Raw genomic sequence first — 25,688 nt, 5'->3', positions numbered from 1 at the left:
TGGCTCCTCAGCTGACTTTCAGGCGTTTGCCAATCATCATTTGAATCAGGGTGATCAGCAGGGTGACGGCGAACAGCACCACGGTGATGGCGGAGGCGTAACCTTTCTCCTGCAGGTAAAAGGCATACTTGTAAAACAGGTTGGTGACGGTCATCACGTCGCTTTCCACCAACGCGCGGTCGAACATCAGGAACACCACGTCGAATATTTGCAGGATCTCGATAAAGCTCATCACCGAAACGAAGAACAGCGTTGGCACCATCATCGGCAGGGTGATGCAAAAGAAGCGGCGTAGGGTGCTGATACCGTCAATATCGGCGGCCTCATACAGTTGACGTGGAATGCTTTGTAACCCGGCCAGCAAAATGATGATTTTCAGCGCCAGCGACGACCAGATAATGATGATGGAAACGCTGATGCGCACCACGTCCGGGTCGGACAGCCAGGCCACCGGCGAAATCCCCAGCAGGCCAATCGCCTGGTTGATCAAACCGAAATCCTTGTTGAACAGCCATTGCCAGACCATCGCCACGGCGGCAGGCATGGTGACCGCCGGCAAGAACAGCAGGGTGCGTAGCAGCGCCTTGCCGCGAATGTTCTGGTTCAGGCCAATCGCCAGTAGCAGCGACAGGCTCAGGCTGACGGGGACACACACCACCACATAGAACAGTGTGTTTCCGGCGGCGGTGTAAAAGTCGTCGTCTTCAAACAGATTGACGTAGTTATCGACGCTGAGGGTGCTCCAGCGCATAAATTGGTTGAGGTCGGTAAAACTGTAAAAGATGTTCTGTAAGAAGGGGACCAGGTAAAACACCGTCAAGCCAATCAGCAACGGCAAGATCATCACCCAGCCCCAGAAACGCTCGGCACGCTCCAGGCGGCTGAGTGCGGGTCGTGGGGTACTTTTTTGTTGTTTTAGGGCACCGTAGCTTTCTGCCAGCGACATGTTGCCTTTCCTCACCTGTAACTGCTTTGCGGTATTCCGCAGCCGGTGCGCCTTCGGGCAGGCGCTACCGGCTCGGGGTGATTACTGCTCCATTACGCGTTCGATCTTCTTGACCGATTTGTCCATCTCGGCTTTGGCATCCGCGCCCATAAAGATTTTCTTCAGGCTGGCAATCCACATGTTTTGCCATTTCGGCGTATTGGTACCGGCTGTGGGGTAGGCTTCGGTCACGTTGAGAGTGTCAATATAAGGCGTGACATCGACTTTTTTGATCTCCGCCGCCCAGGCTTTGGCCGCCAGTTTGTTGGCCGGGATCACCGCTTTTGCCAACTCGGTCTGCGAGGCTTCGGAGCTCATAAATTCAATGTATTTCCAGGCTTCCTGCTTGTGGGCGCTGTTGGCGGACATGGCAAATGCCAGGCTGTGCGCCACGCCGGACTGGCGCTCGATTTTCGGCATCATGACTACGCCGATATGGTCGTTGATCAGCGGATTGTTGGCGAACGGGGCTGCCAACCATGAACCGGCATACACCATCGCCGCACGGTTGGACTGGAAGATGTTTTCGGTTTTGACTTCGCTCATCTGTTGGGCGCTGGGCATCAAGCCATCTTTCATCATGGATTGCAGCTGTTGATAGACCCAGATGGATTTATCGTTAGCGATATCGGTGGGTTGACCGTCTTTCGGGACTATGTGGTTGCCGTTTTGGAACAGCAGGTTCATATAGCTGTCCTGCCCGTCAATGCTCAGATCCATCACCAGCGGGAAGGCACTGCCCTTCAAGCCGGTTTTCAGCGCGGTGGCTTTGTTTTTCAGGTCATCCCAGCTCCAGTCGTTGGTCGGGTAGCTGACGCCGGCCTGGTCGAATAATTTTTTGTTGTACCACACGGCGATTGAGTCAACGTCGCGGGGGATGGCCATTTGCTGCCCATCATACTGATAGGCTTTAACCGAACTGGCGACGATATTATTTAATTGCACGCTGCTGCCGGTAATATACGGCGTTAAGGGCTGCATAATGCCATTTTTGGCGTATTGAACGAAATAAGGCATGTTTATCCAGAATATATCTGGCGCGACACCCCCTGCGGCGGCGGAATCCAATTTAACGAAGTATTGTGCCGACGGCGTTAATTCTATGGTGATTTTAATGTTAGGGTTTTCTTTTTCAAATCTTTTGGCAATCTCCTGCTCGGCAGGTAATTGATTTCTGTCCCACACGGCGTAACGCAGGGTTATTTGATCGGCGGCATATAACATGGTCGGCAATAATAATGCAACCGTAATGGCAGAGTGCGCCAGAAGACGGCCGGTATTTTTTATCGGTGACATTGCTTTCCCCTCGGTGAACGACGAATAAATATTTTCGTAACGTGAATTCTTTCTATCCCTTAACTTTCAATGTGTCAATACGCCCCGATCTGCCCAAAAAAGGGGCATGAATGTTTCGTTGTTGTTAAAATCGAAAGGGTTGAAGCTTAAACCGAAAGCGTTACTTGTTCACAATCTGTTAACCTCTTGAGCCGGTTTTGGCCCTGCCAGGCAGTAATTCCGGGCCACTGGGGTCATAGGAATAAATGATAACCCTTGCACCATAATGGGGATTAAAAATATTTTTATTGTGCATGCCGGGTTATCTTTCATTTTTGTGATGCAAATAAACAAAAAAATCGTATAGGGCAGTCGCTGCCACGGCGTGTTGTCGATTTTTGAATGGGCTCTATTGTTTACAGCGATAAAAGGGTTTAGCCTGAAAATCACTCGTCGGTATTTCCCAATAAAAGAGAGCTAACCGTTATGCGCCTTTCATTGACCCTTACCCATTGCCTGGAAAAGATATTCCACAGCCATAACTCGCCGCAGATTATGCAGATAAATAAACTCAGCGGTCTTAATAATGAAACTGTTTCCTGGCAGGCCGTTTATTGCCTGCAACGGGCAGGAAACGAAACGCGTCGTGAATTAGGCTATCGTATTGAGGGGCCATTGGCGGAGTATATCAGCGTGCGTCAGGTGCAATCGGTGCCCAGCCACTTTCCCTGTTATGCCGAGACCGATGAGAACTATCTGCGTACCGAACCGGGGTTATTTCCCGATCCGCTGATGCCCCTGGTCGATCGACGTTTCTTTGCCGCCTGCAATTATTACGGCAGCCTGTGGTTGACCTTAACCCCACCGGCAATGCCAGTAGCGGGCGGGGACTACCCACTGACGCTGACCTTGTTTGATGTGGCCAGCGAGCAAGTGCTGGCCAGTGCTGCATTGACGCTACATATCGTCCCGGCCGCGCTGCCACCGCAAACCCTGCTGCACACCGAATGGCTGCACTCCGATTGCCTGGCGGATTATTACCAGTTGCCGGTGTTCAGCCGGGAGTACTGGCTGGCGGTACGCAACTTTGTCCGTACCGCGGTTAACAGTGGGGTAAACATGCTGTTGACGCCGATCTTCACGCCGCCGCTGGATACCGCCATCGGCGGCGAGCGTACCACCGTACAACTGGTGGGCGTACAGCGCTCTGCGCAGGGCTACCGCTTTGATTTCCAACGTTTGGCGCAATGGGTGGCAATGGCGCAGGAAGAGGGCATTGAGCACTTTGAAATTGCGCCGCTGTTTACTCAGTGGGGGGCGGCACACGCGCCGAAAATCATGGTGGAGATAGACGGCACGCTGAGTCCGCTGTTCGGATGGCATACCAACGCCCACGCCGAAGAGTATCAACAGTTTCTACAGGCTCTGCTGCCGGCGCTGACCGACTGGTTCCGCGAGCGGCAGTTGCAACAGCGGGTGTGGTTTCATATTTCTGACGAGCCGACGCTGGACAATATCGACGTTTACCAGCGTGCCAGCGCTACCTTGCGCCCACTGCTGGCCGGTTTTCATACTTTTGATGCGCTATCTGATTATGCCTTTTACCAACAGGGGTTGGTGGAAACGCCGGTGGCTGCCACCGATCATATTGAGCCATTTATTGAGAATCGGGTGCCAGGCCTGTGGGCCTATTACTGCTGCGTACAAAAAACCGAGGTGGCCAACCGCTTCTTTGCCCAGCCTTCGGCACGTAACCGCATTTTGGGGATCCAGCTCTACCGCTACAACATCACCGGCTTTTTGCATTGGGGCTTCAACTTCTATAACAGTGGTCATTCGCGGGAGCAACTCAACCCCTACGCGGTGACGGATTGCCGCAATGCCTTTCCCTCCGGCGATGCCTTCGTGGTCTATCCCGGTGAGGATCTGACGCCGGTGGAGTCCCTGCGATTGCGGGTACTGCACCAGGGTCTGCAGGACATGCGAGCCTTACAGCTGCTGGAAAGCCTGACGGACCGCGCGACGGTGCAGGCTTTGATTGAACAACAGTTGGGGATGGACATCACTTTTAAACGTTATCCACATCAGGCGGAGCCGCTGTTGCGGCTGCGGGAGGTGGTAAATCAGCGCATCGAAACCTTAATTTCGATGGCATAAAATGCGGCTTTGGTGGCGACAGGCTTCTCTTCGCCACCAAATTTTCAATAATTTGCTATACCTGATAGTTGAGGGATTTCATTTTTCTGTCATGTTTCTGACATGTTAGGGTCATAGCGCTGGCTTAAGTTTGCAGCGACTAAGCCAGGAGATAACGCGATGTTTAGCTTGGACTCTCTGTTGCATGATGCATTTCCACACCGCAAGACCCCTGCCTGGCAGCGTAGCCTGCTGAGAACTTTACTCTTCGAAAAAGAATTCAAACAGTTTGCCGCCGACTATCCACACCTGAAGGGGCTGGATTTGATAGAGCAGGTGGTGGACTACTTCAACCTCAGCTGTGAGTTGGTCGATGGTGACCTGGAAAATATTCCGAGCCAGGGTCCGGTGGTGCTGGTGGCCAACCACCCGATTGGCTCGCTGGATGGGCTGGTGCTGCTGCGTGCCGTGGCGGCAGTGCGCCCGGATGTCAAAGTGGTCGCCAGCCAACTGTTGACCTACATAGAACCGCTGCGCAACCTGTTTGTGCCGGTGGACAACGTCGGCAACAAGACCAATCGCAAGCAAATTGAAGGCATGCAGGCCCAGTTGGATAAGCAGGGCGCCCTGATCCTGTTTCCTGCCGGAGAGGTGTCGCGCATGAGCCCGAAAGGCATTCGTGACGGCCACTGGCATACCGGCTTCCTGCGGCTGGCGGCCAAGGCGCGAGCGCCGATTGTGCCGATCCACATCAGCGCGCGTAACAGCAACCTGTTCTATTTCACCTCGCTGGTTTACCGACCTCTGTCCACACTCTTACTGGTACGTGAAATGTTCCAGCAGCAGGGCGGACGCATCAAAATTCGCGTAGGTGGCCGTATTCCGTTTAGCAACTGGCATGATGGCCACACCAGCGCCAAAGATTTGGCCGAGCGTTTCCGCCGCCATGTCTACCGTCTGGGCCAGGGTAAAGAAGGATTGTTTGCCAGTGAGTCACCCATCGCCTTGCCAGAGGATCGGTTGGAGCTGAAGAAGGCACTGGCAAACTGTGAGCGTCTTGGGGTGACGCCGGACGGGAAGATTATCTTCCTGTATCGCCGTCAGGGTGAGGCGCGTGCGCCTATCCTGCGTGAGCTCGGTCGGCTGCGTGAGATTGCTTTCCGCGCGGTGGGCGAAGGTTCCGGTCGCCGTCGTGATTTGGACAGCTATGACGACGACTATTATCACCTGGTGCTGTGGGATGCGGACGAACTGGAGATTGTGGGTGCCTACCGCTTTATTCCTACTGCCGAGCAGTTGGAGCGCAAAGGGCTGGAAAGTATCTATAGCAACAGTCTGTTCCATTATGACCGCGAGATGGCACCGATCCTGGCGCAGGGCATCGAACTGGGCCGCAGCTTCATTCAGCCTGCCTATTGGGGCAAACGCGGTCTGGATTACCTGTGGTTGGGGATTGGCGCTTACCTGGCAAAATATCCGCAGTACCGCTATCTGTTTGGCCCGGTTTCCATTTCCGGCGGCATGCCGGTGACGGCGCGTGACCTGTTGATTGCCTTCTACCGACTGTACTTCTCACCTAATCATGCCCTGGCGCAGTCTCGCCAGCCTTATCCTGCTTCGTTGCCGCAGGTTTTGGCACAGTTTGCCGGCGATAACTATCAGGAAGATCTGGTGCGGCTGAAAAGCCTGTTGAGCAATATCGGCTGTTCGATACCTACGCTGTATAAACAATATACCGAGCTGTGTGAACCCGGCGGGGTGCAGTTTATTGATTTCGGCACCGATCCGGCCTTCAACAACTGCATTGATGGCCTGGTACTGGTCGACCTTACCCGGCTTAAACCGGCGCGGTTCCAGCGTTATATTGCGGTGCATCAGCCACAGGACACCTGTATAGAGTAATTGGCATGCGCTTCATGCTTTTTTGATCTAACCCGAAGCTTGGCAACGGTGGTGGGGTATAGCCTAAGATAAGGCTTTGTTCCGCCACCGGAGTTTTTCATGCCACAGTCGTTCGTCTCATCTTTGTTATCCGCTGAAGACCCCGCCGCCGTGGCGATTGAAACGCCCAGAGGCGTCGCGCCTTTTCTATTACTCTGCGATCACGCCGGCCAGGCGATACCGCAGCAGTTGGGCGATCTGGGTCTGCCACCCGGTGAAATCGACCGCCATATCGGTTGGGACATCGGCGCATTAAACGTTTCGCGTCATCTCAGCCGTCAGTTGGACACTACGTTGATCCATCAGCGTTACTCCCGTTTGGTGATTGACTGTAACCGTACGCCCGGCATCAATAGCTCGATCCCGTCACTGTCAGAATTGACGCCGATACCCGGGAATGTCGATATTGATGCCAGACATGCGCAGGCTCGCGAGCATGCCATTTTCAGGCCTTATCATCAGGCGATAACCGACCATCTGGATGAACGCCAGCGCAACGGGCTGCCGACGGCGGTTATCGCCATGCACAGCTTCACGCCGGTATTCAAAGGCAACGAGCGGCCGTGGCAGGTGGGGCTGCTGTTTAACCGCCAGCCGGAGTTCGCGTTGCTGCTGGCAGAGCTGCTGCGGGAGGAAGGGGATTTGCAGGTCGGCGTTAACGAGCCGTATGCCATGACCGATGCAACGGATTACACCCTGCCGGTGCACGCCGAGCGACGGGAGCTTCCCTACGTTGGCATTGAGATCCGCCAGGATTTAATCGCCGACCAACAGGGTCAGCAAGCCTGGGCTGAACGCTTCGCCAGACTGCTTCCACAGGCCTGGCATCGCTGGCAAATTTGACTTTAGGAATATTCCCAGTGATGATAACTGTAAGGAACGTGTAAAGCGTCATTGGGAAGAGTCAGGAGCGACGAGTGGAGCAGAATGATAACGGATTGTTTATCAAGCAGGAGCGATTCGAAGTACTGGCAATACTGCGTGAAATTTGTAAACAGCGCACGCCACTGAAGGTCGTCAATGATCGGCAGCAGTTTCAAAGCCTGCTGTTGAGCGTCGGACCGGATAATATTGTGTTCAGCGGCGATGAGGTGGACAACAAGGTCGACGGTGAATGTACCATTGTGATTGAAAGCCATGACGCGAAGATCGAATTTTCCGTGGGACAGGCCGAGTTCACCGACCATCAAGGGGTTAACGCCTGTTCAACCCGATTGCCGAAAGAACTGATCTACATCCAGCGCCGTCGTCAGTTTCGCGTCACCACTCCCCACTGGCGTGAATTTCTCTGCAGCGGCGAATACGCCGATGGCAGCGAGTACCAGTTGAGGATCCACGACCTGTCTGCCGGTGGCGTTGGTTTGCGAGTTGATGGCCCATTGCCGGAAAACCTGCAGCCCGGTTTTCAGTTTAAAAAGGCCTTGTTGGATCTCGGCAGCTACGGCAGTTTCAAGGTCAATATGGAACTGGTGGTGATCAATGAAGATCACGAACTCGATGACGACGACAACATGGTGCACTTCTCGCGCCTGTCGTGCCGTTTTATGAAGCTGGGCCTGGCAATGGAAAGAAAAATTCAGAGCGCAGTGTTTGCTTTCGAATTGGATTTCAATAAAAAGAAAAAACGCTAAATAGGAAATCAGCGGGGCAGCAGGCTGCCCCGCCACTCCGTTCTATTCTATTTCAAGGCACGCAGGCTGCCGATTTCCTCCAAACCGAAATGCGCCGCTTCAGTCAGCACATCGCAGACCTCACTGCTGGCGGTCAGGACTGCACTATTGAGATTTTTCCCGTTCAACAAATGGCTGACCAGCAACGCGGTGAACATGTCACCGGTGCCCTTTACCTTCGACTGAATCTTGGGATGGGTATAGCTTTGCACCTCGTCGTGGCTGACCAACAGTAAGCCAATCTGATCGTCATTTTCCGCCACGCCTGGCGCACTGGTCACCAGTACCCACTCGGTAGTGTCATTCAATAACGCCTGTGCGGCATGCTGCGTTTGCTCTCGGCTGGTTAACGGATGCCCGCAAAGTTGCTCCAGTTCGAAACCGTTGGGGGTGAGGCCATTAGCCAGTTGCAGGAACGGCGAGCGATAGCAACTGACGATACGCTCATCCACGTAAACGCCTTCACCGTAATCGCCCATCACCGGGTCGATATAAATTTTTATCTGCGGATTGATAGCGCGCACGCGCTGTAGCCAGGTGTGTAGAAAATGACATTGGCCAACGTCGCCCAGATAACCGACGATCACCGCCCGGGTGCGTTTCATTACGCCGCGGGTCAGTAAATCCTCGAGAAAGCCGCTGAACCACTCGGCCGGAATGACGCCACCGCTGGGCGCGCCATAATAGGGCGGGCAGCCGAACAGCACGCTGGGCACCTGTAACGCTTCCAGCCCTTTTTTCAGCAAGGTGCGATAGGCGATCCCGTTGCCGACGCTGCCATACGCGACCTGCGATTGAATACTGATCACATCAATCTGCGGCGGTTGTAATTGAGAAACCTGTTGCATCTATAACATCCTTGGTTCGACTTTATCCAGCCACCGCGTAAATACCTGACGGGCGCGCTGTTCTAATTCTGTACCGTAGCGAGCGGCCTGTTGGCGCAAACGCTGTGGCAGAATACCGGCCAGTTCAAGCTCACAGGCATGGCCCACCAGCCAGCGTTCCAGATCCTGATGATCGGCTTCCAGATGGAACTGTAGCCCAAGGGCGAAATCCTGATACTCAAAAGCCTGATTAGGACAAACTTCGGTACCGGCCAGGCAGGTCGCGCCCTCCGGGATCATAAACATATCGCCGTGCCAATGCAGCACGGGTGTTGTTCCCAAGGGCGCCAGCACCGAGTCTTCATGCTCTGAGAGCGTTAACGGTTCGAAACCGATCTCTTTCACGCCGAGCGAAACCACGTCGGCCCCCAGGGCCTGAGCCATCACCTGTGCGCCAAGACAGACGCCCAGCGTAGGCCGTTTTTGCTGCAGCCGCTGGGTTACCAGTGCTAATTCATCGTTGAGAAACGCATAATGCTGCTGACCGGCAAAATGCTGCGCCGCGCTGATCGGGCCGCCAAGCACCACCAACAGGTCGGTCTCCTCATTATTGATGGCGCGTATATCGTCACGGCCCGCATCGTAATAATCAATCTGATAGCCCCGTAGTGAAAGCAGTGAACCCAGGATACCGAGGTTTTCAAAATTCACATGTCTGATAGCGACAACTTTCTTCATGGCTGCACCTCCGTGCCAAGGGGATAAGGTTCCAGTTCCAGCGTATCGCCAAGGATGGTGATACCGCCAATGCCGCTTTGATAAACTATCCGACGCTCTTTGACCTGGCTGATATGCAACCGGTAGCCCTGCTCCGTAGGAAACAGCGCCTGGGCCTGCTGCAGTTGGTCGCTGGCCCAGGGGGTGAACATCTGCAAACGGGCGAAAGCTTTGCCATCGTGTTGAATATCGAGTACGTAATGTTTTTCCATCTTTACCCCTTAACTTTTACGTTCCAAACAGGTAATCTGTTTTGAACTAATACAAAAAGGCTTTATGTATGGGTTCATTGTATGCAAAAGGCGGCAGCGCTGTCCAGATTGCTGAACAGATCAGCACGCAGATCAAGCAGGGGGATTTACAGCCGGGTGACCTATTGCCGCCGGTGCGTCAACTGGCCGGCGAGCTGGGAGTTAACCCCAATACCGTTGCCAGCGCCTATGGCAAGCTGCGCGATGCCGGGTTGGTCGCTACCCGCGGGCGTGCCGGTACTCAGGTACTGGAGCAACCCCTGATGGCGGTACGCAGTGTTCGGCAAGTACCCGAAGGCATGCGTGATTTGGCCAGCGGCAATCTGGATGGCACCTTGCTACCGGCACTGTCGCTGAGTGCGGCCGACGTCTTCCCACAGCAGAGTGGCTATGACATCAGCGGTGATTTACCGGCGCTATGTCAGCTTGCCGCTGGCTGGTTGAGCCAACAGGGGGCGGAACTGGGTGAGACGGCGGTGTTTTCCGGGGCACTGGATGCCATCGAAAAGGCGCTGCGCAGCCATGCGGCACCGGGGGCCTCGGTGTGGGTGGAAGATCCCTGTTGGCCACCGTTATTGACGCTGCTGCGGCATCTGCGTCTCAAACCCTTGCCGTTGCTGGTGGATGAACAGGGTTGCCGTCTGCCGGAAAAGGACGCGGGTACGCAGGGGTGTGCAGTGATCCTGACGCCACGCGCACAGAACCCAACCGGTATGTCGCTTAGCGCTACACGTGCCAATGACTGGCGTGAGTTCCTGGCCCAAAATCCGGGTTGTCTGGCGATTGTCGATGATTTCTGGGGGCCGCTATCGCAACAGCCACTGAATTTGCCGTTTACGGCAGACAAGGGTTTGTATGTGCTGTCACTGAGCAAGTTTCTCAGTCCGGATCTGCGTATAGCGCTGGCCTGCGGCAAGCCGCAACTATTGCAGGCAATGCGTGCGGATCAGTACATACGCGAACGCTGGGTCAGCCATATTCTGCAGCAAATTGCCGCCAAATTATGGATGCAGGCGCAGCGTGATGGCTTGCTGGTGCGGGCGCAGCAGGCTTACCAGCAACGACGAGACGCGTTGACGGAGCGGTTGCAAGAATTGACCGGCTCGCGGTTAGCGCCGGGAGAAGGGGTACATATCTGGCTGCCGGTGCGTTCAGAAGCCGCCGCCAGCCAAATCATGGCACAGCGCGGCTGGTTGGTGCAGGGTGGTGAACCCTTCCGTCTGAAAAGCGGCCCGGCGATCCGTGTCAGCCTGGCCAACCTGTTTCCGGAGCAGTTAGAGGAACTGGCTCAGGATCTGGCCGTGGCCATCGGCGCTGGTGCCGTGGTGAACTGATTGGGCAGGCTCAGGCCTGCGCCAACAGTTGCAAAGAGGTCAAGCGGGCGACAGGCTCGCTGATCGGCGTGTCTATCACAAACTCTTCCACGCCATATTGCTGCTGTAATTGATCTAACTGACTGCGTACCTGCCGGGCAGTGCCGAGCAGGATGTGGCTTTCGCGCGGCTCAATACGGTAATCGGTAGCTCCGGCCTGCTGAACATAACTCTCTGCCTGCTCAAGGCTGCCGACCGTCACGCTTTGTCCGCCGGTCACATGTACCCGGTATTGCTGGATCCCGGCGGCCAACGCCTGGGCCTGATCGGTCGTGTCGGCAACGATCACCGCGACGGCCAGCAGGGCTTTGCGTCCGCCACTTTGCTCGGCGTAATGAGCCAGTGCGCGCTGGATATCGTCCGGGTTACCATTGAGCTGCGCGGCAAAGACAAAGGCCCAGCCGTGTTCTGCAGCCAGTTGGGCACTTTCTTTGCTGGCCCCCAGCAGGAAGCGTTGTGCGGGCTGAGACGGTTGCGGTGTGGCACTCAGGCCGGGTTGCGCGTCATCATTGAGGTAGGCGTTGAGCTGGGCAAGCTGCTGCGGAAAGTCCGGTTTATTCTGTTGATCGTGGGCGGCCTGCAGCGCCTGGGTAGAGAGCGGCAGCCCGCCGGGCGCTTTGCCCACCCCCAGATCGACCCGTCCCGGTGCCAGTGTCGCCAGCAGATTGAAGTTTTCCGCCACCTTATAGGCGCTGTAATGTTGCAGCATGACCCCGCCGGAGCCAATGCGGATGCGGGAGGTTTGCCCGAGTAAATAGGCGATCAGCACTTCGGGGGAGGGGCAAGCGAGCTGCGCGGTATTGTGATGCTCGGCCAGCCAAAAACGACGGTAGCCCCAGATTTCCGCCTGCTGCGCCAAATGCAGCGTGCGTGTCAGCGCCTGGGCGGCGCTCTCTCCTTCGGCAATCGGACTTTTTTCCAACACGCTCAGGGCATAAGCCATTTTCCTGCTCCTTTATCATCAATTATTGATGACAAATAGCATGCCCGGCCCCACAGGCTTAATATTGATTGGAGATAGGATATTCCATTGATAAAAAACGGATTTAGATATACGCAGAACGGTAAAGGGGCGCGTGATTAACGCGCCACAAAAAATCAGGATTCCAGCCAGGCTTTCAGGCGAATGGCGTCTTTATAGTGGCCATAGCGCTGCTTCGAGCCGAGCAGGATGATCACCACCGGCTGCCCTTTAATCAGGGTATGCATCACCAGACAGTGTCCGGCTTCGTCGGTGAAACCGGTCTTTTGCAACTGGATTTTCCAGGCGGGATTGTTGATCAGTCCATTGGAGCTGCGGTAGACCAATTGACCGCGGCCAGGACGCACGATTTGCTGTTTGTCGGTACTGAAACGGCGAATGGTCTGATAACGGTAGGCGTGATTAACCATTTTCAGCAGGTCATTGGCGCTGGCGACATTGCGCGGTGTCAGCCCGGTAGGATCGTAGAAGCGGGCGTGTTTCATGCCAATGGTGCGCGCTTTCTGATTCATTTTCGCCACGAAGGCTTTGCGCCCCCCGGGATAGTTGCGACTCAGCGCCGAAGCGGCGCGATTTTCCGACGACATCAGCGCGATATGCAGCATGTCACGGCGGCTGAGGGTAGAACCGATCGTCAGGCGCGAGTGGGTTTTCTTCAACAAATCACGGTCGGCGGCGGTGACCATCATCCTGTTGCCCAGCGGACGCTTGCTGTCCAGCGTGACCATGGCAGTCATCAATTTGGTTAGCGAGGCGATAGGCTGCACCCGGTTGGCTTGTTTCTGATACAGGATTTTCCCGCTACGTTGATTGACCACCAATACCGATTTCGAGTACAGCGCCAGCGGCGCAGCGGCTTGTGCTGCGGGCAGAATGAACAGCAGTGTGAGAACCAAAATGGCGCCAAAGCGGCGTGCGGGAAAACGGATGAGGGAATTAAATAAAGACATGGCAGACGTGACTATGATCCTGACAGGTGAATGAATATTGCCAAGAGTCTGCACAGCAAATGTGGAGAAAATAGGGTGGCGTTGTAACGGGATGAGAATCCGACAGGGATCAGGGAGGCGTTGTACTGCCTCCCTGGATAAATCAATACACTTCAGGCACCACCATATTGTCGGGCACCGGGTGGCGGTTGTAATCCGGGCTGCGTTTACGCGGCGGCAGGGTGATGACATTGCCTTCCGCCTCTTCGTATGGCAGTTGCTCAAGCAGATGGCGAATACAGTTCAGGCGCGCCTTTTTCTTGTCAACGCCCTGAACCACCCACCATGGCGCCTCAGGAATGTTAGTGCGCGCTAACATGACCTCTTTGGCCTCGGTGTAGTCTTCCCAACGGCGGCGGCTCTCCAAATCCATCGGGCTAAGCTTCCACTGCTTTAACGGATCGTGGATGCGGCTGAGAAAGCGCAGTTCCTGCTCATCGTCAGTAATAGAAAACCAGTATTTGACGATCTGTATGCCGCTGCGCGTCAGCATTTTCTCGAACTCCGGCACGCTACGGAAAAACTCTTCATATTCCTCGTCGTTGCAAAAGCCCATCACTTTTTCCACCCCGGCGCGGTTGTACCAGCTGCGATCGAACAGCACCATTTCACCCGCCGCCGGCAGATGGGCGATAAAACGTTGGAAGTACCACTGGGTACGTTCGCGGTCGTTCGGCGCAGGCAGCGCGGCCACGCGACAGGTGCGAGGGTTCAGGCGTTGAGTGATACGTTTGATCACGCCACCTTTGCCGGCGGCGTCGCGGCCTTCAAAAATGATCACCAGCCGGTGGCCGGTGCGCATCACCCAGTCCTGCAGTTTGACCAGTTCCCCCTGCAGGCGCAGCAATTCGCGAAAATACTGTTTGCGCCAGGCTTTCTTCTGGTCACTGTCCACTTCGCTGTCGTCAAAGCGCAGGTCGTCCAGTTCCATCTCCAGCTCTTCGTCGTAACTGTCGTAAAACTCCTGCAGCAGGCGTTGGTTGAAGCTTTCGTCGCGGTCAAATTCATGCATGGCCATAATTAATTCTCCGTGTTAGCCCGGTTTTAGAAATGGGTGAAAATCCAGTACAGCCCGGCAGAAAGCAGCACCGAGGCCGGCAGTGTCAACACCCAGGCCATCAGCAGATTGCGCAGGGTGGACATTTGCAGGCCGGAGCGGTTGGCCGCCATGGTACCGGCGATGCCGGATGACAGAACGTGGGTGGTGGAGACCGGTAAGCCAAAAATGTCCGCCGCGCCGATAGTGGTCATCGCCACCAGTTCGGCACTGGCCCCCTGGGCATAGGTCAGATGACTTTTGCCGATTTTCTCACCAACGGTGACCACAATGCGCCGCCAGCCGACCATGGTGCCCAACCCCAGAGCAATAGCTACCACCACCTTGACCCAGAACGGGATAAAGCGGGTGGCGCTGTCCAGATCGCTTTTCAGGGCGTCCAGATTGCGCTGCGAGTCAGCGGATAATTGCAGTTGTTTTTCCGACTTCAGGTGTTTAATCACCTCCGATGCCAGATACATATCGTTACGGGTGTTGGAAACCGCCTGCGCAGGGATTTTGTCGACTGAGCCGTACTGACGAATTTGATCGCCAATGGCCCCGGTCAACTGTGCCAGCGCAGGGACCACTTCTGTGGTCAGCTCACTGGTACGCACATAGCCGGTCAGCACGTCGCGCGGCGGAGTCTGGCTGACCTGCGGGAACTGGTGCAGAAGTTGGTTTTTGGTGACCTCCGCCAGTGCCGCCACGCGGGGGATTTGTTCTGGCGGCATGGAGCGGTTCAGCGCGTAGGCAATCGGCATGGTCCCGACCAGGATCAGCATGATCAGCCCCATGCCTTTTTGCCCGTCGTTGGAGCCGTGGGCAAAGGAAACCCCGGTACAGGTGAGGATCAGCAAACCGCGGATCCACAGCGGCGGCGGCGAATCATTCTTGGGGGCGGTGTACAACTGACGATTTTTGACGAAGACTTTCAGCGCCAGCAGCAGCAGGGCGGCAAACACAAAACCGATCACCGGGGAAAGCAGCAGCGCATAGCCCACCTTAATCGCCTGGCCCCAGTCAACACCGCTGGTGCCGGTGCGGCCATGGATTAGCGCATTGGCTACCCCAACGCCGATAATCGAGCCAATCAGGGTATGAGACGAGGAGGCAGGCAGCCCGAGCCACCAGGTGCCGAGGTTCCAGATAATCGCCGAGAACAGCAGGGCGTAAACCATGGCAAAGCCATTGCCGGTACCGGCCTGCAAGATCAACTCAACCGGCAACAGCGAAATGATGCCGAACGCCACCACTCCGCTGGAAAGCAACACGCCGAGAAAATTAAAGAACCCTGACCAAACCACGGCCACCATGGGCGACAATGAATGGGTATAAATAACGGTGGCCACCGCATTGGCGGTATCATGAAAACCATTAACAAATTCAAAGCCCAGCGCAATCAGCAACGCTAACCCCAATAAAAGGAACGGCAGGTAGCTGGTATATACCGCACCGGCATCGCTAACGTCGTTAAATAAATTCACCCCGGCAAAAGCTATCCCCAGTACTAATAAAAAAACAAAAAAAAGAACAGTGAGTCGACTGTTCTTTTGGTAGATTTTTGGCAGGCTGGACGCGGTAGGCGCACCTGCCTGAACGGCGCTGTTATCGCTCATAAAGGACCTTCCCGATAGACTTCATTAGAATACTGACGATGTTGTACAGTGCTGCCATCAAAGTATTGGGAAATAATGTGACTTTTTTATGACGCTAATATTAATCATCGGGAAAAGTGAAAATAATTAACGTTGTCATTTAAAGATTGATATAAAGGCGAAAGCCAATTAATTAATCAGTGCGGTTATTCAGGATAAAGGTTTATGGCTCAAACGGTTGCGGGAAAATTGCACAAACTTGATTTCGATGATGAGGTTACCGGGCTGATTTACGGACACGTGTTCCGCACGGCAGAGCCGCCGCAGCCGGTGTCTTCGCAGCAGGCTTGCCAGGCCTGGCAGGCGTTATTGCCGGGGGAGGGATTTATCTGGCTACATCTCAACCTGAACCATGCGGCCGCAGAAAAATGGCTAAAAAACCACTTTGCCATTTCCGATTTTTTCTTTGACGAAATTCGTCACGGTTCCCATACCACCCGCATTGAGCGCCAGGGCGATGATCTGTTTGCGGTGCTCAACGACGTCATTTTTCACCCCAAAGAGAACAATCCAGAGATTGCCACGCTGTGGCTGTACTGCCGTAGCGGGCTGGTGGTCACGGCAAGGCACAAACCGCTGCGTTTGATTGAGCGGTTGCTGGGCCGTCTGGGGCCGCTGCAACTGGCATCCTCTACCGAGCTGTTGGCGCACCTGCTGGAAGAACAGGAAGAGGTGCTGGAGCAGGTGGTCCGTCAGGCCAACCAGTATGTCGACACCATTGAAGATCGCCTGTTGAGCAATCATGTGAAGCGTAACCGCACCGAACTGGGACGCATGCGTCGCATGCTGCTGCGATTTCAGCGGCTTTTGGCACCGGAGCCGGCGGCGCTGTTTCGTTTACTGAATCGGCCGCCGACCTGGCTGAGCCGCGACGTGGTGCAGGATTTACGCCAGTTCACCGAAGAGTTCACCGTGGTATTGAACGACCTTGCCAGTCTGACCGAGCGAATTCGTCTGTTGCAAGAGGAGATTGGCGCCAAGCAGATGGAGCAGAACAACCGCACGCTGTACACCCTGACGGTGATCACCGTATTGGCGTTGCCGATCAATATCGTTGCCGGTTTCTTCGGTATGAATGTGGGCGGGATCCCGCTGGCCAGCAATCACCACGGTTTTATCCTGTTGGTGTTGCTGGTCGGCGGCTTTACGCTGGTGACCGGCTATCTGGCCTTCAGACGCCGGGATGAAGGCTGATCAGAGTCTGGCCCGGTACTCTTCTTCCAGCCTGGCGTGGGTACTCCAGAAGGGCTGAGGTTGCCGGTCGTGCAGACGGTCGACCAGAATATCCAGATGAGTGTGCCAGCCGCCGGCCACGCTGAGCATTTCGTCACGGTTAGCCAGGCGACGATGGGTCACCGTCAACAGCACCGCGTTACCCTGTTCGGTCAATTCGAAGGTCACTTCGGAAGGGCGGTTCTGCCCCTGTTCCGCCCAGGTAAAGCTCAGCAGCCGTGGCGGGAACAGGCAGGTGATATGGCCGACGTTGCTGACGCTGCAACCGTGGTTTTTATATTTGGCCGGCGTTTGTTCATGCTCACCGGTCAAGTCGGAATTGCGGAACACCAGCTCAACCTGGGCACCGTTTTCCAGCTTCATATCGCCGGCGGCCAGCCAGGTGGCGCGTTTGTCGGATTCCGTCAGATAGGCCCAGACCCGTTCGATCGGGCCGGGCAGCAGCCGCTGAATGCGCAGCGTGCCGGTTTCAATAATCATGCCGTAGTCGTTCATAGTTCACTCCTTGGGAGGATTCGGTTCGGGCTGCAGCAGCGCTATTTCCAGCGCGTCCAGCCGCTCTGTCCAGAAATGCTCGTAGGTTTTCAGCCATTGCATGGCCTGCGCCATTGGCTCGGGTTCAAGCCGGCAGATATGGTTTCTTCCCTGCACGGTTCGCTGCACCAGCCCAGCAAGCTCCAGCGCCTTGATATGCTTGGATGCGCCGGCAAACGACATTTGCAGCGGCGCGGCCAGTTCACCAATGCTGTGCTCACCACCGGCCAACGCACGCAGTATCGCGCGCCGCGTTGGGTCGGAAAGTGCACGAAAAATGGCGTCCAGCTGTGAGGAAGATAATTTAACCATATGGTTGAATATAGAACAGGTGGGCTAATATTCAACCAGTTTGTTGAATATTTTTTTACAGGCCCCGGCCGATTAACCGGGGCTGCGGGATCAGGCGCGGGTTTGTGCCAGCAGCGCGTTAAGCAACACGTTGGCACCGGCGGTCGCCCACGCAGGCGAGATGTTTTCCAGTTCGTTGTGGCTGATACCGTCCACGCAGGGAATAAAAATCATCGCCGTGGGGGCCACCCGACTCAGGTAGCAGGCGTCGTGACCGGCACCGGAAACCATATCGCGGTGTGAATAGCCCAGCGCCTGTGCCGCCTGGCGGACGCTGTCGATACAGCCTTGATCAAAACGTATCGGTTGATACTGGAAGATACGCTCGGCACTGGCGCTCAGCCCCTGGGTGCCAACCTCGGCCACCGCTGCCAGCAGCTGTTGTTCCATCTGTTCCAGTACCGCCTCTTGCGGGTGACGAAACTCAACGCTGAAGAACACCTTGCCAGGCACCACGTTGCGTGAATTGGGAGTGATTTGTGCCATCCCCACCGTGGCGCGCGCGTCTGGCATGAAATGCTTGCCGATGTTGTTGACTGCCGTAACCAGGGTGGCGAAACCAAGCAGGGCATCACGGCGGCGATCCATCGGCGTGGTACCGGCATGGGCGCTAAAACCGGTGATCTCCAGCTCATACCAGCGTTGACCTTGCGCTGTGGTTACTACGCCAATCTCAATGTTTTCCGCTTCGAGGATAGGGCCTTGCTCAATATGCAGCTCAAAGGCGGCGTGGATCGGCATGTCGCCCACGGTGTGTTCACCGGCGTAGCCAATCTGCTGCAACGCCTCACCGATACTGATGCCTTGTGCATCGCTGCGTGACAGGCCGTATTCCAGATCGAACACCCCGGCAAACACCCCGGAGGCAATCATTGCCGGGGCGAAACGAGCGCCTTCTTCGTTGGTCCAGTTGACCACTTCCAGCGCTCGCTCGGTGGCAATCTGGCGATCGTTAAGGGTGCGGATCGCTTCCAGACCGGCCAACACGCCATAAATACCGTCGAAACGGCCGCCGTTGGGCTGGGAGTCTACGTGGGAACCGGTGATCACCGGCGCCAATTCCGGACGGGTGCCTTCACGGCGCAAGAACATATTACCCATGCGATCGACCCGTACACGGCAACCGGCTGCCAGCGCCCAGTCACGCAATTGGTCGCGTGCCTGACGGTCCTCTTCGCTGAGCGCCAGGCGGGTGACGCCGTCTTTCGGGATGGCGCCGAATTGCGCCATGTCGAGCAGGCTTTGCCACAGGCGTTCGCCATTCACCTGATGCGTCATTTTTTCTCTCCCGGCGCTTTGGCGGTGTAGCGGAAATCGCAGCAGGACGCGCCGGACATAATGGTCTGGGTACGCTGCAGTTCGACATCCGGCGCATAGCCGACGATAAACTGACTGTCGCGAGCGCAGGACAACAGGTGGCCGATTTCACCCAGCCCCATCTGGTGGTACATTTCGGCATAACGGCAGCGGGTGACGTTATAGTCGAAATGCTGCTCGTCCTGGTTGATCACCTTCACCTGCAGCGCATCGTCTTTTTCCCACAGGTACTGCAAGGCGGCGAAACTCTGCAAATCAGCGCCATTCGGCTCCTGCGCGGCAAAGTTTTTACCGGCCTCGATGGCCGCGTTTTCGATGGCTTCGCCAATCACCGCCTGCGCTCGCTCTTTACCGATCTCACGCACCAGGATTTGGTAGATTGGCTTGATGATTTCCGCCTCTATCCGGCGTCGGGCCAGAATGCCCAATTCGTTTTTTGCCTCGCTCATTGCCTTGCTCCTCACTGCCTTGCGGATTGTTATTGTGCTTTTGCGCCGCCCAGTACGCTTTGCGGCTGCCATTTGCCGTCAACCACCCGGTAAAGAGTGAAACTCGGCTGCTGCAGATTGCCCTGTGCATCGAACGCAATAGTGCCCGTGACGCCCTGATAATGGATGGCGCGCAGCTTCGGCAGATAATCGGCCGGATCGGCGGACCCCGCCTGCTCGATGGCGGCAATCAAAACCCGCGTAGCGTCGTAGGCGAAGGGCGCATGCAGTTCGATATGGGTTTTGTAGCGGTCACGGTAGGCCTGCTCAAAGGCTTTGCCGCCTGGCATCTGTTCCAGCGGCAGGCCCGGCTCCAGTGCCACCACGCCTTCACCTTCTTTCTGTGCCAGCGTCAGGAAAGTCTGGCTGACAAAGCCACCTGCGCCCATCAGTTGGGTGTTCATCCCCAACTGTTTGATGCGACGGGCCAGCGGGGCGGCCTGCGAGTCGACGCCGCCGAAGAAGATCAAATCGGCGTTCTTGCTGCGCACGGTGGTCAGTACCGCACTGAAATCAACGGTCTTGTCGTCGACATACTCCCGCGCGACCGGTTGCAGGCCCTGAGCCGCCAGCGACTTGATAAACTCATCTGCCAGCCCCTGGCCGAACGCGGTGCGATCGTCGATTACCGCAATACGCTTGGCCTTCAGCACCTTCACCGCATAGTCACCGGCATAATGACCGCCGTCATCGTCGTGGCCCATTACGCGGAAGCTGGTATCGAACCCTTGCTGAGTATAGCCGTGGCCAGTGGCGACCGGTGCGACCTGAGCAATACCGGCGTCGTGGTAAATGCGTGCCGCCGGGATGCTGGTGCCGGTGTTCCAATGGCCGACCACGCCGGCAACGCCTTCGTCCACCAGGCGTTGGGCTACCGCAACGGCGGTGCGTGGGTCTGACTGATCGTCCTCGGACAGCAATTTAAAGGTGACCGGCTTGCCTTTCAGCGTCGGTTTCTGGGCGTTGGCATCGGCGATGGCCAACTGCGCGCCATTTTCCAAATCTTTGCCGATACGGGCGGAAGGGCCGGTCAGCGGGCCTGCCAGCCCGATCAAAATAGTTTCATCGGCCTGAACCGGCGATGTCGCGCCCAGGCTGACCAGAACGGCGGCGGCCAGCGCCAACGGCTTGAAGCGAGTTATCTTGCTCATGTAAAACTCCCGGTGTGGTTAAAAGTAAAAGCGGTTATTCGCCCAAATAGGCTTGTTTGATTTTTTCATCGTCCAGCAGGTCGGCAGAGCGACCACAGTGGCTCAGGCTGCCGCTGTCCAGCACATAGGCGCGATCCGTAGATGCCAGTGCCAGTCGGGCATTTTGTTCCACCAAAAGCAGCGTGACACCGTCACGAGAAAGGCTTTTGATAACCTCAAAAATGGCTTCAACCACGATCGGCGCCAACCCCATAGAGGGCTCATCGAGCACCAACAGGCGCGGACGGCTGAGTAACGCCCGGCCAATGGCCACCATCTGCTGCTCACCGCCGGAAAGCAGCCCGGCCTGCTGTTGCAGCCGTTCACGCAACCGCGGGAATATAGAGCAAACCTGTTCCAGATCCTGGCGCACCGCCGGTTTGTCACGGCGCGAATAGGCACCAAGCTGCAGGTTTTCCAGCACCGTCATGCGGGCGAAAATACCGCGTCCTTCCGGGACCATCACCAGGCCCTGTTGCAATAAGCGATGGGGTGGCATACCGCGAATGGAACGGCCATCGAACAGGATTTCCCCTTCGAAGGGTTGCAGGCCGGTCAGCGCGCGCAGGCTGGAGGTTTTACCTGCACCGTTAGCACCGATTAAAGTCACCTGTTCGCCGCTGTTCACCGTGAAATCGATGCCTTTCACGGCATGAATGCCGCCGTAAGACACTTTTAACTGTTTGACCATCAATAAGGGTTCAGACATCGGCAGCTCCCCCCAGATAAGCGCGGATCACCGCCGGTTCACGTCGTACCTGTGCCGGTTCGCCTTCGGCTATCACTCGGCCGTAATCAAGTACTGTCAGACGGTCGCACAATCCCATCACCAGCTTGACGTCGTGCTCGATCAACAACAGGGTTTTGCCGCTTTCGCGGATACGTTGCAGTAGCTCGCGCAGCGCCACTTTTTCGGCGGCGTTCATACCGGCAGCCGGTTCATCCAGCGCCAGTAATTTCGGCTCGGTCGCCAGCGCCCGGGCGATTTCCAACCGCCGCTGGTGGCCGTAGGAAAGATCGCCGGCGCGATAGTGGGCAAACTGGCTGATGCCGACGTACTCCAGCAGCGCGTGGGATTTCTCTCGTGTGGCTTGCTCTTCCTCTCGGGTACGCCGATGGCGTGAGATCGCCGCCCACAGACCGTTGCGGGTGCGCAGATGGCAACCGACCATCACGTTCTCCAGAACGCTCATTTCATTGAACAAGCGCAGGTTCTGGAAGGTACGGGCGATACCGGCCTGTGCCACCTTGTCGATGGCCTGCGGCTTGTAGCGGCGATCCTGCAGACGAAACTCGCCGCTGTCGGCCCGGTACAGGCCAGTGATCAGGTTGAAACAGGTGGTTTTTCCTGCACCGTTCGGCCCGATCAACCCGTAAATTTCGCCCTGGTGAATGCTGATGCTGACGTCATCCACCGCGGTCAGCCCGCCAAAGCGCTTACTGACGTGACTGAGTGTGAGAAGTGGCGTCATGAAGCGGCTCCCGGTTGGTGACGTGCCGGCCACAGGCCCGCAGGGCGATACAGCATCACCAGAATCAGGGCCAGCCCGTAGAACAGTTGGCGAATAATCTCTGGATCTATCCACACCTGGCCGAATAGCGCCTGTTGCAGAGGGCCCATGGTGCTGCGCAGCAGTTCTGGCAGGGCGGCCAGCAGCAATGCGCCGAGGATCACGCCGGGGATGTGGCCCATGCCGCCCAACACCACCATTGCCAATACGGCGATCGACTCTTGCAGAGTGAAGGATTCCGGTGAGACAAAGCCCTGAAACGCCGCAAACAGTGCGCCGGCGACACCGCCAAAAGTGGCTCCGATGGCGAAAGCCAGCAGCTTGAAGTTGCGTGTGTTGATGCCCATCGCCCGCGCCGCGTCTTCATCTTCGCGAATGGCGGTCCAGGCGCGGCCAACCCGCGAATTCTGCAGGCGCAGGCAGACAAACAGGATCAGCAACAGCAGAGCAGCGAACAGGTAATAATAGAGATACAGCGATGAAAAACGGATGCCAAACCACGAGTGCATACCGGAAAATTTCAGGCCGAACAGCGTGACCGGATCGATAGCGGAAATCCCTTTAGGACCATTGGTGATATTGAGTGGCCGGTCCAGATTACGCATCAAAATACGCACTATCTCACCGAAACCCAGCGTGACGATCGCCAGATAGTCGCCACGCAACCGCAGCGTAGGTGCTCCCAGCAGAATGCCGCACAGTGCTGCCAGCACCGCTGCCAGTGGGATCAACAACAGGATCGACAGATGCAGCCCCTCAGGGAACCACTGCAACAGCAGCGGAAATTGTTGAGTAAGGTGCGGTGACGAGAGCAGTGCGGTCAGATAGGCGCCGACGGCGTAAAAAGCGATAAATCCCATGTCCAGCAGGCCGGTGAGGCCGACCACGATGTTCAGACCCAGCGCCAGCATCAGATACAGCAGTGCGAAGTCGATCACCCGCACCCAATAGTTACCGCCGACGGATCCGGCCACCCAGGGGGCCAGCAGCAGACCGAGAAAAAACAGAACCACACCAAGTCTGGCGCGATGAGGGGAAGCGGTGTGTAGAGTAGCGGTCAGAATAGTCATCTCGTGTCCTCAGGCGCGGGTGGCGACGCGTTCGCCCAACAGCCCGGATGGGCGCAATACCAATACGGCAATCAAGATCAGGAAGGCGAAAACGTCCTGATAGTTACTGCCGAAGGTGCCGCCGGTCAGTTCGCCGAGATAACCGGTGCCCAGCGACTCGAACAGCCCCAGCAATAATCCGCCGAGCATGGCACCGCGCAGGTTGCCGATACCGCCCAGCACGGCGGCAGTAAAGGCCTTGATGCCTGGCAGGAAGCCCATGGAGAAACCGGCGTTACCATAATTGCTGGCCATCATGATGCCCGCTATGGCTGCCAGCGCGCCGCCGAGGGCGAAGGTCAGAATGATGATGCGGTTGGGATCGATGCCCATCAGGCTGGCGACCTGCGGGTTTTCCGCCGTGGCACGCATGGCGCGGCCAAAGCGCGAGTGCTCGACCAGCAGCAGCAACCCGAGCATCACCAGTACGGCGACCCCCAGCGTGGCGATACCGGTACCGGTGATCACCGCTGGTGCGTGTCCAGCGCTACCCTGAGTCAGGGCAATAGGTGACATGGGCAGCAGTTGCGGGAACATTAACGGATTGCGCGACCAGATCAGCATCGCCAGCGTTTGCAGCAGTAGCGATACGCCAATCCCGCTGATCAGCGGAGCCAGACGCGGAGCATTACGCAGGCGACGGTAGGCCAGCCGTTCAATGCTCATCGACACCAACGCGCAGACCGCCATGGCAACCAGCGCCGCCAGCAACAGCATGACGTAAGGTGACAGGCCAGGGAAATGATGCTGCAACACGCCCAGGGTAGACAGGGCGCTCAGTGCGCCAACCATCAACACATCGCCGTGGGCAAAATTGATAATGCGCAGAATGCCGTACACCATGGTGTAACCCAGGGCGATCAACGCATAAATGCTGCCGAGCATCAGTCCGTTGACGGTCTGCTGTACCAGCGTATCCATAGGGGGAGTCCCGAAAAATTATGATTCAGGAAGCTCAGAGTAGAGAGTTAGAGAAAATTGTAAAATACGGAAATATAATTTCTTATACAGAAAATGTGTGTTTTTAATTTATTGATTTGTTTGTATATTAATTTTAAACCGCCGACGATGTTTAACCGAAATAGTCAACATATGAAAAAAACAGAACAATGCGTCACAGCGTTGCCTAACGATCCGCCGCTGCGCGCGGTGCGGGCGTTTGAGGCTATCGCCCGCCTGGGTAGCATCACCGCCGCGGCGAAAGAACTTGCGATATCCCCTTCGGCAGTCAGTCACCAACTCAAAACGCTGGAGGCCTTTCTGCAAATGCCGCTGACCGAGCGGCAGGGGCGTAACCTGATCCTGCGCAACGAAGGGCGGGATTATTACCGCTCTATTCGCTCGGCGTTTAACGTATTACGCCAGGCGACCGAGCAGGTGCGTGAGCAATCGGCTTCCCGGCAGGTCACCATCAGCCTGATCCCGCTGTTCGGCATGGGCTGGTTTATTCCGCGTTTGCATGGGTTTCTGCGCGAAAACCCTGATATCGACATCAATGTGGTGTACGCCAACCACCGTAATTACCTCAGTGACGCTGCCGATATCTCGATTCGTTTTGGCACCGGGCAATGGAGCGGTTATCGCAGTGAAAAACTGATGTCCGGCAAAATGGTGCCGGTGTGCAGTCGGGGGTTTATCAAGGTGCACGGACTGTTGGACACGCCGGATCAACTTTCACCACTGCCGCTGCTGCATGACGAAGAACGCACCACCTGGATGCAATGGTTTCAGTTGGCCGGAGTCCGTCGGCCGCTACGCAGTACCGGCCCGATGTTTGAAGATGGCTTGCTGACGCTGGCGGCGGTGCAGGCGGGTTTGGGCTGCGCCCTGATGCGTGAGCCGTTGATCGCGCCTTACCTCAGCAGCGGCGAACTGGTTAAGCTGTTTGACCTGGCAATTGATGACGGCCGAGATTACTACCTGTGCGTAAGGCAGAACACCGAACTGTCGCCGGAAGGGTTGGACCTGCAACGCTGGTTGCTCAAAGAGGCTGAAGGTTGAATAAGGTCACGTGCTAACTGCCTGAACTGTCTATCCTGAATATATCGCGATTGC

Annotated in this window: 25 protein-coding genes; 7 read left to right on the top strand and 18 right to left on the bottom strand. The window is 56.3% G+C overall.

Features of this window, described 5'->3' with window-relative positions; all coding sequences use genetic code 11:
* Window positions 1–7 precede the first annotated feature (7 nt).
* Together ACSOSI_RS13725 and ACSOSI_RS13720 are read right to left on the bottom strand one after the other, a co-directional pair.
* Window positions 8–946: a carbohydrate ABC transporter permease gene (locus ACSOSI_RS13725; protein WP_012145300.1), complete on the bottom strand. Its 939-nt coding sequence runs from the start codon at window positions 944–946 to the stop codon at window positions 8–10.
* 81 nt (window positions 947–1,027) lie between these two features.
* Entirely contained in the window at window positions 1,028–2,281 is a 1,254-nt protein-coding gene (locus ACSOSI_RS13720) for an ABC transporter substrate-binding protein (protein WP_476705628.1), read from the bottom strand.
* 465 nt (window positions 2,282–2,746) lie between these two features.
* Here ACSOSI_RS13720 and ACSOSI_RS13715 point away from each other — a divergent pair, with 465 nt between their 5' ends.
* The 4 genes from ACSOSI_RS13715 (at window position 2,747) to ACSOSI_RS13700 (ending at window position 7,968) form a co-directional block, all read left to right on the top strand.
* Window positions 2,747–4,417 carry a DUF4091 domain-containing protein gene (locus tag ACSOSI_RS13715; RefSeq protein ID WP_476705627.1) on the top strand — a complete coding sequence of 557 codons (1,671 nt, stop codon included), beginning with the start codon at window positions 2,747–2,749 and terminating at the stop codon, window positions 4,415–4,417.
* Between the two features lie 159 nt (window positions 4,418–4,576).
* On the top strand, window positions 4,577–6,298 hold the full coding sequence (gene olsF, locus ACSOSI_RS13710; RefSeq protein WP_012145297.1) for an ornithine lipid synthase OlsF: 1,722 nt from the start codon (window positions 4,577–4,579) through the stop codon (window positions 6,296–6,298).
* Window positions 6,299–6,397: 99 nt separating this feature from the next.
* Window positions 6,398–7,180, top strand: coding sequence for an N-formylglutamate amidohydrolase (locus ACSOSI_RS13705; RefSeq protein WP_012145296.1), 783 nt, complete (start codon window positions 6,398–6,400; stop codon window positions 7,178–7,180).
* A 74-nt stretch (window positions 7,181–7,254) separates the two neighbouring features.
* Window positions 7,255–7,968 (top strand): flagellar brake protein, encoded by a 714-nt coding sequence (locus tag ACSOSI_RS13700; RefSeq protein ID WP_259189425.1) that lies wholly within the window; start codon window positions 7,255–7,257, stop codon window positions 7,966–7,968.
* 47 nt (window positions 7,969–8,015) lie between these two features.
* On the opposite strand, the gene pdxY is transcribed toward ACSOSI_RS13700, so the two are convergent.
* From pdxY to ACSOSI_RS13685, 3 genes are read right to left on the bottom strand one after another with little or no spacing between them, the layout of a single operon-like run.
* Window positions 8,016–8,855 carry a pyridoxal kinase gene (pdxY, locus tag ACSOSI_RS13695; protein WP_476705626.1) on the bottom strand — a complete coding sequence of 280 codons (840 nt, stop codon included), beginning with the start codon at window positions 8,853–8,855 and terminating at the stop codon, window positions 8,016–8,018.
* Window positions 8,856–9,572, bottom strand: coding sequence for a glutamine amidotransferase (locus ACSOSI_RS13690; RefSeq protein WP_476705625.1), 717 nt, complete (start codon window positions 9,570–9,572; stop codon window positions 8,856–8,858).
* Window positions 9,569–9,823, bottom strand: a complete 255-nt coding sequence (locus ACSOSI_RS13685) for a hypothetical protein (RefSeq protein WP_012145292.1) — start codon at window positions 9,821–9,823, stop codon at window positions 9,569–9,571. The genes ACSOSI_RS13690 and ACSOSI_RS13685 overlap by 4 nt, the downstream gene beginning before the upstream one ends.
* Window positions 9,824–9,891: 68 nt before the next feature.
* On the opposite strand from ACSOSI_RS13685, the gene ACSOSI_RS13680 reads away from it, so the two are divergent.
* The gene (locus tag ACSOSI_RS13680) at window positions 9,892–11,196 is read left to right on the top strand and encodes an aminotransferase class I/II-fold pyridoxal phosphate-dependent enzyme (protein WP_476705624.1); all 1,305 of its coding nucleotides are present in this window, start codon (window positions 9,892–9,894) and stop codon (window positions 11,194–11,196) included.
* A gap of 10 nt (window positions 11,197–11,206) precedes the next feature.
* On the opposite strand, the gene ACSOSI_RS13675 is transcribed toward ACSOSI_RS13680, so the two are convergent.
* The 4 genes from ACSOSI_RS13675 to ACSOSI_RS13660 form a co-directional block, all read right to left on the bottom strand.
* A complete protein-coding gene (locus tag ACSOSI_RS13675; protein WP_112362883.1) occupies window positions 11,207–12,178 on the bottom strand; it encodes an LLM class flavin-dependent oxidoreductase in 972 nt (323 codons plus the stop codon).
* A gap of 155 nt (window positions 12,179–12,333) precedes the next feature.
* The gene (pbpG, locus tag ACSOSI_RS13670; RefSeq protein WP_476705623.1) at window positions 12,334–13,167 is read right to left on the bottom strand and encodes a D-alanyl-D-alanine endopeptidase; all 834 of its coding nucleotides are present in this window, start codon (window positions 13,165–13,167) and stop codon (window positions 12,334–12,336) included.
* Window positions 13,168–13,309: 142 nt separating this feature from the next.
* Window positions 13,310–14,224 (bottom strand): polyphosphate kinase 2, encoded by a 915-nt coding sequence (ppk2, locus tag ACSOSI_RS13665; RefSeq protein ID WP_012145288.1) that lies wholly within the window; start codon window positions 14,222–14,224, stop codon window positions 13,310–13,312.
* Between the two features lie 26 nt (window positions 14,225–14,250).
* Window positions 14,251–15,861, bottom strand: a complete 1,611-nt coding sequence (locus tag ACSOSI_RS13660; RefSeq protein WP_476705622.1) for an inorganic phosphate transporter — start codon at window positions 15,859–15,861, stop codon at window positions 14,251–14,253.
* A gap of 204 nt (window positions 15,862–16,065) precedes the next feature.
* Between ACSOSI_RS13660 and ACSOSI_RS13655 the strand changes: the two genes are divergently transcribed.
* Complete coding sequence (locus tag ACSOSI_RS13655; RefSeq protein ID WP_012145286.1) at window positions 16,066–17,094, top strand: transporter; 1,029 nt, start codon at window positions 16,066–16,068, stop codon at window positions 17,092–17,094.
* On the opposite strand, the gene ACSOSI_RS13650 is transcribed toward ACSOSI_RS13655, so the two are convergent.
* From ACSOSI_RS13650 to ACSOSI_RS13610, 9 genes are all read right to left on the bottom strand, one after another.
* A complete protein-coding gene (locus tag ACSOSI_RS13650; protein ID WP_012145285.1) occupies window positions 17,095–17,628 on the bottom strand; it encodes an SRPBCC family protein in 534 nt (177 codons plus the stop codon).
* 3 nt (window positions 17,629–17,631) lie between these two features.
* Window positions 17,632–17,979, bottom strand: coding sequence for an ArsR/SmtB family transcription factor (locus ACSOSI_RS13645; RefSeq protein WP_012145284.1), 348 nt, complete (start codon window positions 17,977–17,979; stop codon window positions 17,632–17,634).
* A 90-nt stretch (window positions 17,980–18,069) separates the two neighbouring features.
* Window positions 18,070–19,296, bottom strand: coding sequence for an allantoate amidohydrolase (locus tag ACSOSI_RS13640; RefSeq protein ID WP_476705621.1), 1,227 nt, complete (start codon window positions 19,294–19,296; stop codon window positions 18,070–18,072).
* Window positions 19,293–19,784 (bottom strand): L-2-amino-thiazoline-4-carboxylic acid hydrolase, encoded by a 492-nt coding sequence (locus tag ACSOSI_RS13635; protein WP_017892947.1) that lies wholly within the window; start codon window positions 19,782–19,784, stop codon window positions 19,293–19,295. Before ACSOSI_RS13635 ends, ACSOSI_RS13640 begins: the two co-directional genes overlap by 4 nt.
* A gap of 29 nt (window positions 19,785–19,813) precedes the next feature.
* The gene (locus ACSOSI_RS13630; protein WP_017892946.1) at window positions 19,814–20,974 is read right to left on the bottom strand and encodes a branched-chain amino acid ABC transporter substrate-binding protein; all 1,161 of its coding nucleotides are present in this window, start codon (window positions 20,972–20,974) and stop codon (window positions 19,814–19,816) included.
* A gap of 34 nt (window positions 20,975–21,008) precedes the next feature.
* Window positions 21,009–21,722, bottom strand: a complete 714-nt coding sequence (locus ACSOSI_RS13625) for an ABC transporter ATP-binding protein (RefSeq protein ID WP_012145280.1) — start codon at window positions 21,720–21,722, stop codon at window positions 21,009–21,011.
* The gene (locus tag ACSOSI_RS13620) at window positions 21,715–22,485 is read right to left on the bottom strand and encodes an ABC transporter ATP-binding protein (RefSeq protein WP_476705620.1); all 771 of its coding nucleotides are present in this window, start codon (window positions 22,483–22,485) and stop codon (window positions 21,715–21,717) included. Before ACSOSI_RS13620 ends, ACSOSI_RS13625 begins: the two co-directional genes overlap by 8 nt.
* Window positions 22,482–23,594 (bottom strand): ABC transporter permease subunit, encoded by a 1,113-nt coding sequence (locus tag ACSOSI_RS13615; protein ID WP_476705619.1) that lies wholly within the window; start codon window positions 23,592–23,594, stop codon window positions 22,482–22,484. The genes ACSOSI_RS13620 and ACSOSI_RS13615 overlap by 4 nt, the downstream gene beginning before the upstream one ends.
* A gap of 9 nt (window positions 23,595–23,603) precedes the next feature.
* Window positions 23,604–24,554, bottom strand: coding sequence for a branched-chain amino acid ABC transporter permease (locus ACSOSI_RS13610; RefSeq protein ID WP_153860332.1), 951 nt, complete (start codon window positions 24,552–24,554; stop codon window positions 23,604–23,606).
* 171 nt (window positions 24,555–24,725) lie between these two features.
* Between ACSOSI_RS13610 and ACSOSI_RS13605 the strand changes: the two genes are divergently transcribed.
* On the top strand, window positions 24,726–25,634 hold the full coding sequence (locus ACSOSI_RS13605; RefSeq protein WP_476705618.1) for a LysR substrate-binding domain-containing protein: 909 nt from the start codon (window positions 24,726–24,728) through the stop codon (window positions 25,632–25,634).
* Window positions 25,635–25,688: the final 54 nt, after the last annotated feature.

Source organism: Serratia sp. AR11, from assembly GCF_056376275.1.
This window is presented reverse-complemented; position numbering and strand designations above follow the sequence as displayed.

Bases quoted from the DNA above. Each gene is read 5' to 3' on its own strand.
- ACSOSI_RS13725 (WP_012145300.1), bottom strand. From the start codon at position 946: ATGTCGCTGGCAGAAAGCTACGGTGCCCTAAAACAACAAAAAAGTACC.
- ACSOSI_RS13660 (WP_476705622.1), bottom strand. From the start codon at position 15,861: ATGAGCGATAACAGCGCCGTTCAGGCAGGTGCGCCTACCGCGTCCAGC.
- ACSOSI_RS13720 (WP_476705628.1), bottom strand. From the start codon at position 2,281: ATGTCACCGATAAAAAATACCGGCCGTCTTCTGGCGCACTCTGCCATT.
- ACSOSI_RS13630 (WP_017892946.1), bottom strand. From the start codon at position 20,974: ATGAGCAAGATAACTCGCTTCAAGCCGTTGGCGCTGGCCGCCGCCGTT.
- pbpG (WP_476705623.1), bottom strand. From the start codon at position 13,167: ATGTCTTTATTTAATTCCCTCATCCGTTTTCCCGCACGCCGCTTTGGC.
- ACSOSI_RS13675 (WP_112362883.1), bottom strand. From the start codon at position 12,178: ATGGCTTATGCCCTGAGCGTGTTGGAAAAAAGTCCGATTGCCGAAGGA.
- ACSOSI_RS13610 (WP_153860332.1), bottom strand. From the start codon at position 24,554: ATGGATACGCTGGTACAGCAGACCGTCAACGGACTGATGCTCGGCAGC.
- ACSOSI_RS13655 (WP_012145286.1), top strand. From the start codon at position 16,066: ATGGCTCAAACGGTTGCGGGAAAATTGCACAAACTTGATTTCGATGAT.
- ACSOSI_RS13605 (WP_476705618.1), top strand. From the start codon at position 24,726: ATGAAAAAAACAGAACAATGCGTCACAGCGTTGCCTAACGATCCGCCG.
- ACSOSI_RS13615 (WP_476705619.1), bottom strand. From the start codon at position 23,594: ATGACTATTCTGACCGCTACTCTACACACCGCTTCCCCTCATCGCGCC.
- ACSOSI_RS13635 (WP_017892947.1), bottom strand. From the start codon at position 19,784: ATGAGCGAGGCAAAAAACGAATTGGGCATTCTGGCCCGACGCCGGATA.
- olsF (WP_012145297.1), top strand. From the start codon at position 4,577: ATGTTTAGCTTGGACTCTCTGTTGCATGATGCATTTCCACACCGCAAG.
- ACSOSI_RS13715 (WP_476705627.1), top strand. From the start codon at position 2,747: ATGCGCCTTTCATTGACCCTTACCCATTGCCTGGAAAAGATATTCCAC.
- ACSOSI_RS13645 (WP_012145284.1), bottom strand. From the start codon at position 17,979: ATGGTTAAATTATCTTCCTCACAGCTGGACGCCATTTTTCGTGCACTT.
- ACSOSI_RS13625 (WP_012145280.1), bottom strand. From the start codon at position 21,722: ATGTCTGAACCCTTATTGATGGTCAAACAGTTAAAAGTGTCTTACGGC.
- ACSOSI_RS13640 (WP_476705621.1), bottom strand. From the start codon at position 19,296: ATGACGCATCAGGTGAATGGCGAACGCCTGTGGCAAAGCCTGCTCGAC.
- ACSOSI_RS13685 (WP_012145292.1), bottom strand. From the start codon at position 9,823: ATGGAAAAACATTACGTACTCGATATTCAACACGATGGCAAAGCTTTC.
- ACSOSI_RS13705 (WP_012145296.1), top strand. From the start codon at position 6,398: ATGCCACAGTCGTTCGTCTCATCTTTGTTATCCGCTGAAGACCCCGCC.
- ACSOSI_RS13650 (WP_012145285.1), bottom strand. From the start codon at position 17,628: ATGAACGACTACGGCATGATTATTGAAACCGGCACGCTGCGCATTCAG.
- ACSOSI_RS13620 (WP_476705620.1), bottom strand. From the start codon at position 22,485: ATGACGCCACTTCTCACACTCAGTCACGTCAGTAAGCGCTTTGGCGGG.
- ppk2 (WP_012145288.1), bottom strand. From the start codon at position 14,224: ATGGCCATGCATGAATTTGACCGCGACGAAAGCTTCAACCAACGCCTG.
- pdxY (WP_476705626.1), bottom strand. From the start codon at position 8,855: ATGCAACAGGTTTCTCAATTACAACCGCCGCAGATTGATGTGATCAGT.
- ACSOSI_RS13680 (WP_476705624.1), top strand. From the start codon at position 9,892: ATGGGTTCATTGTATGCAAAAGGCGGCAGCGCTGTCCAGATTGCTGAA.
- ACSOSI_RS13690 (WP_476705625.1), bottom strand. From the start codon at position 9,572: ATGAAGAAAGTTGTCGCTATCAGACATGTGAATTTTGAAAACCTCGGT.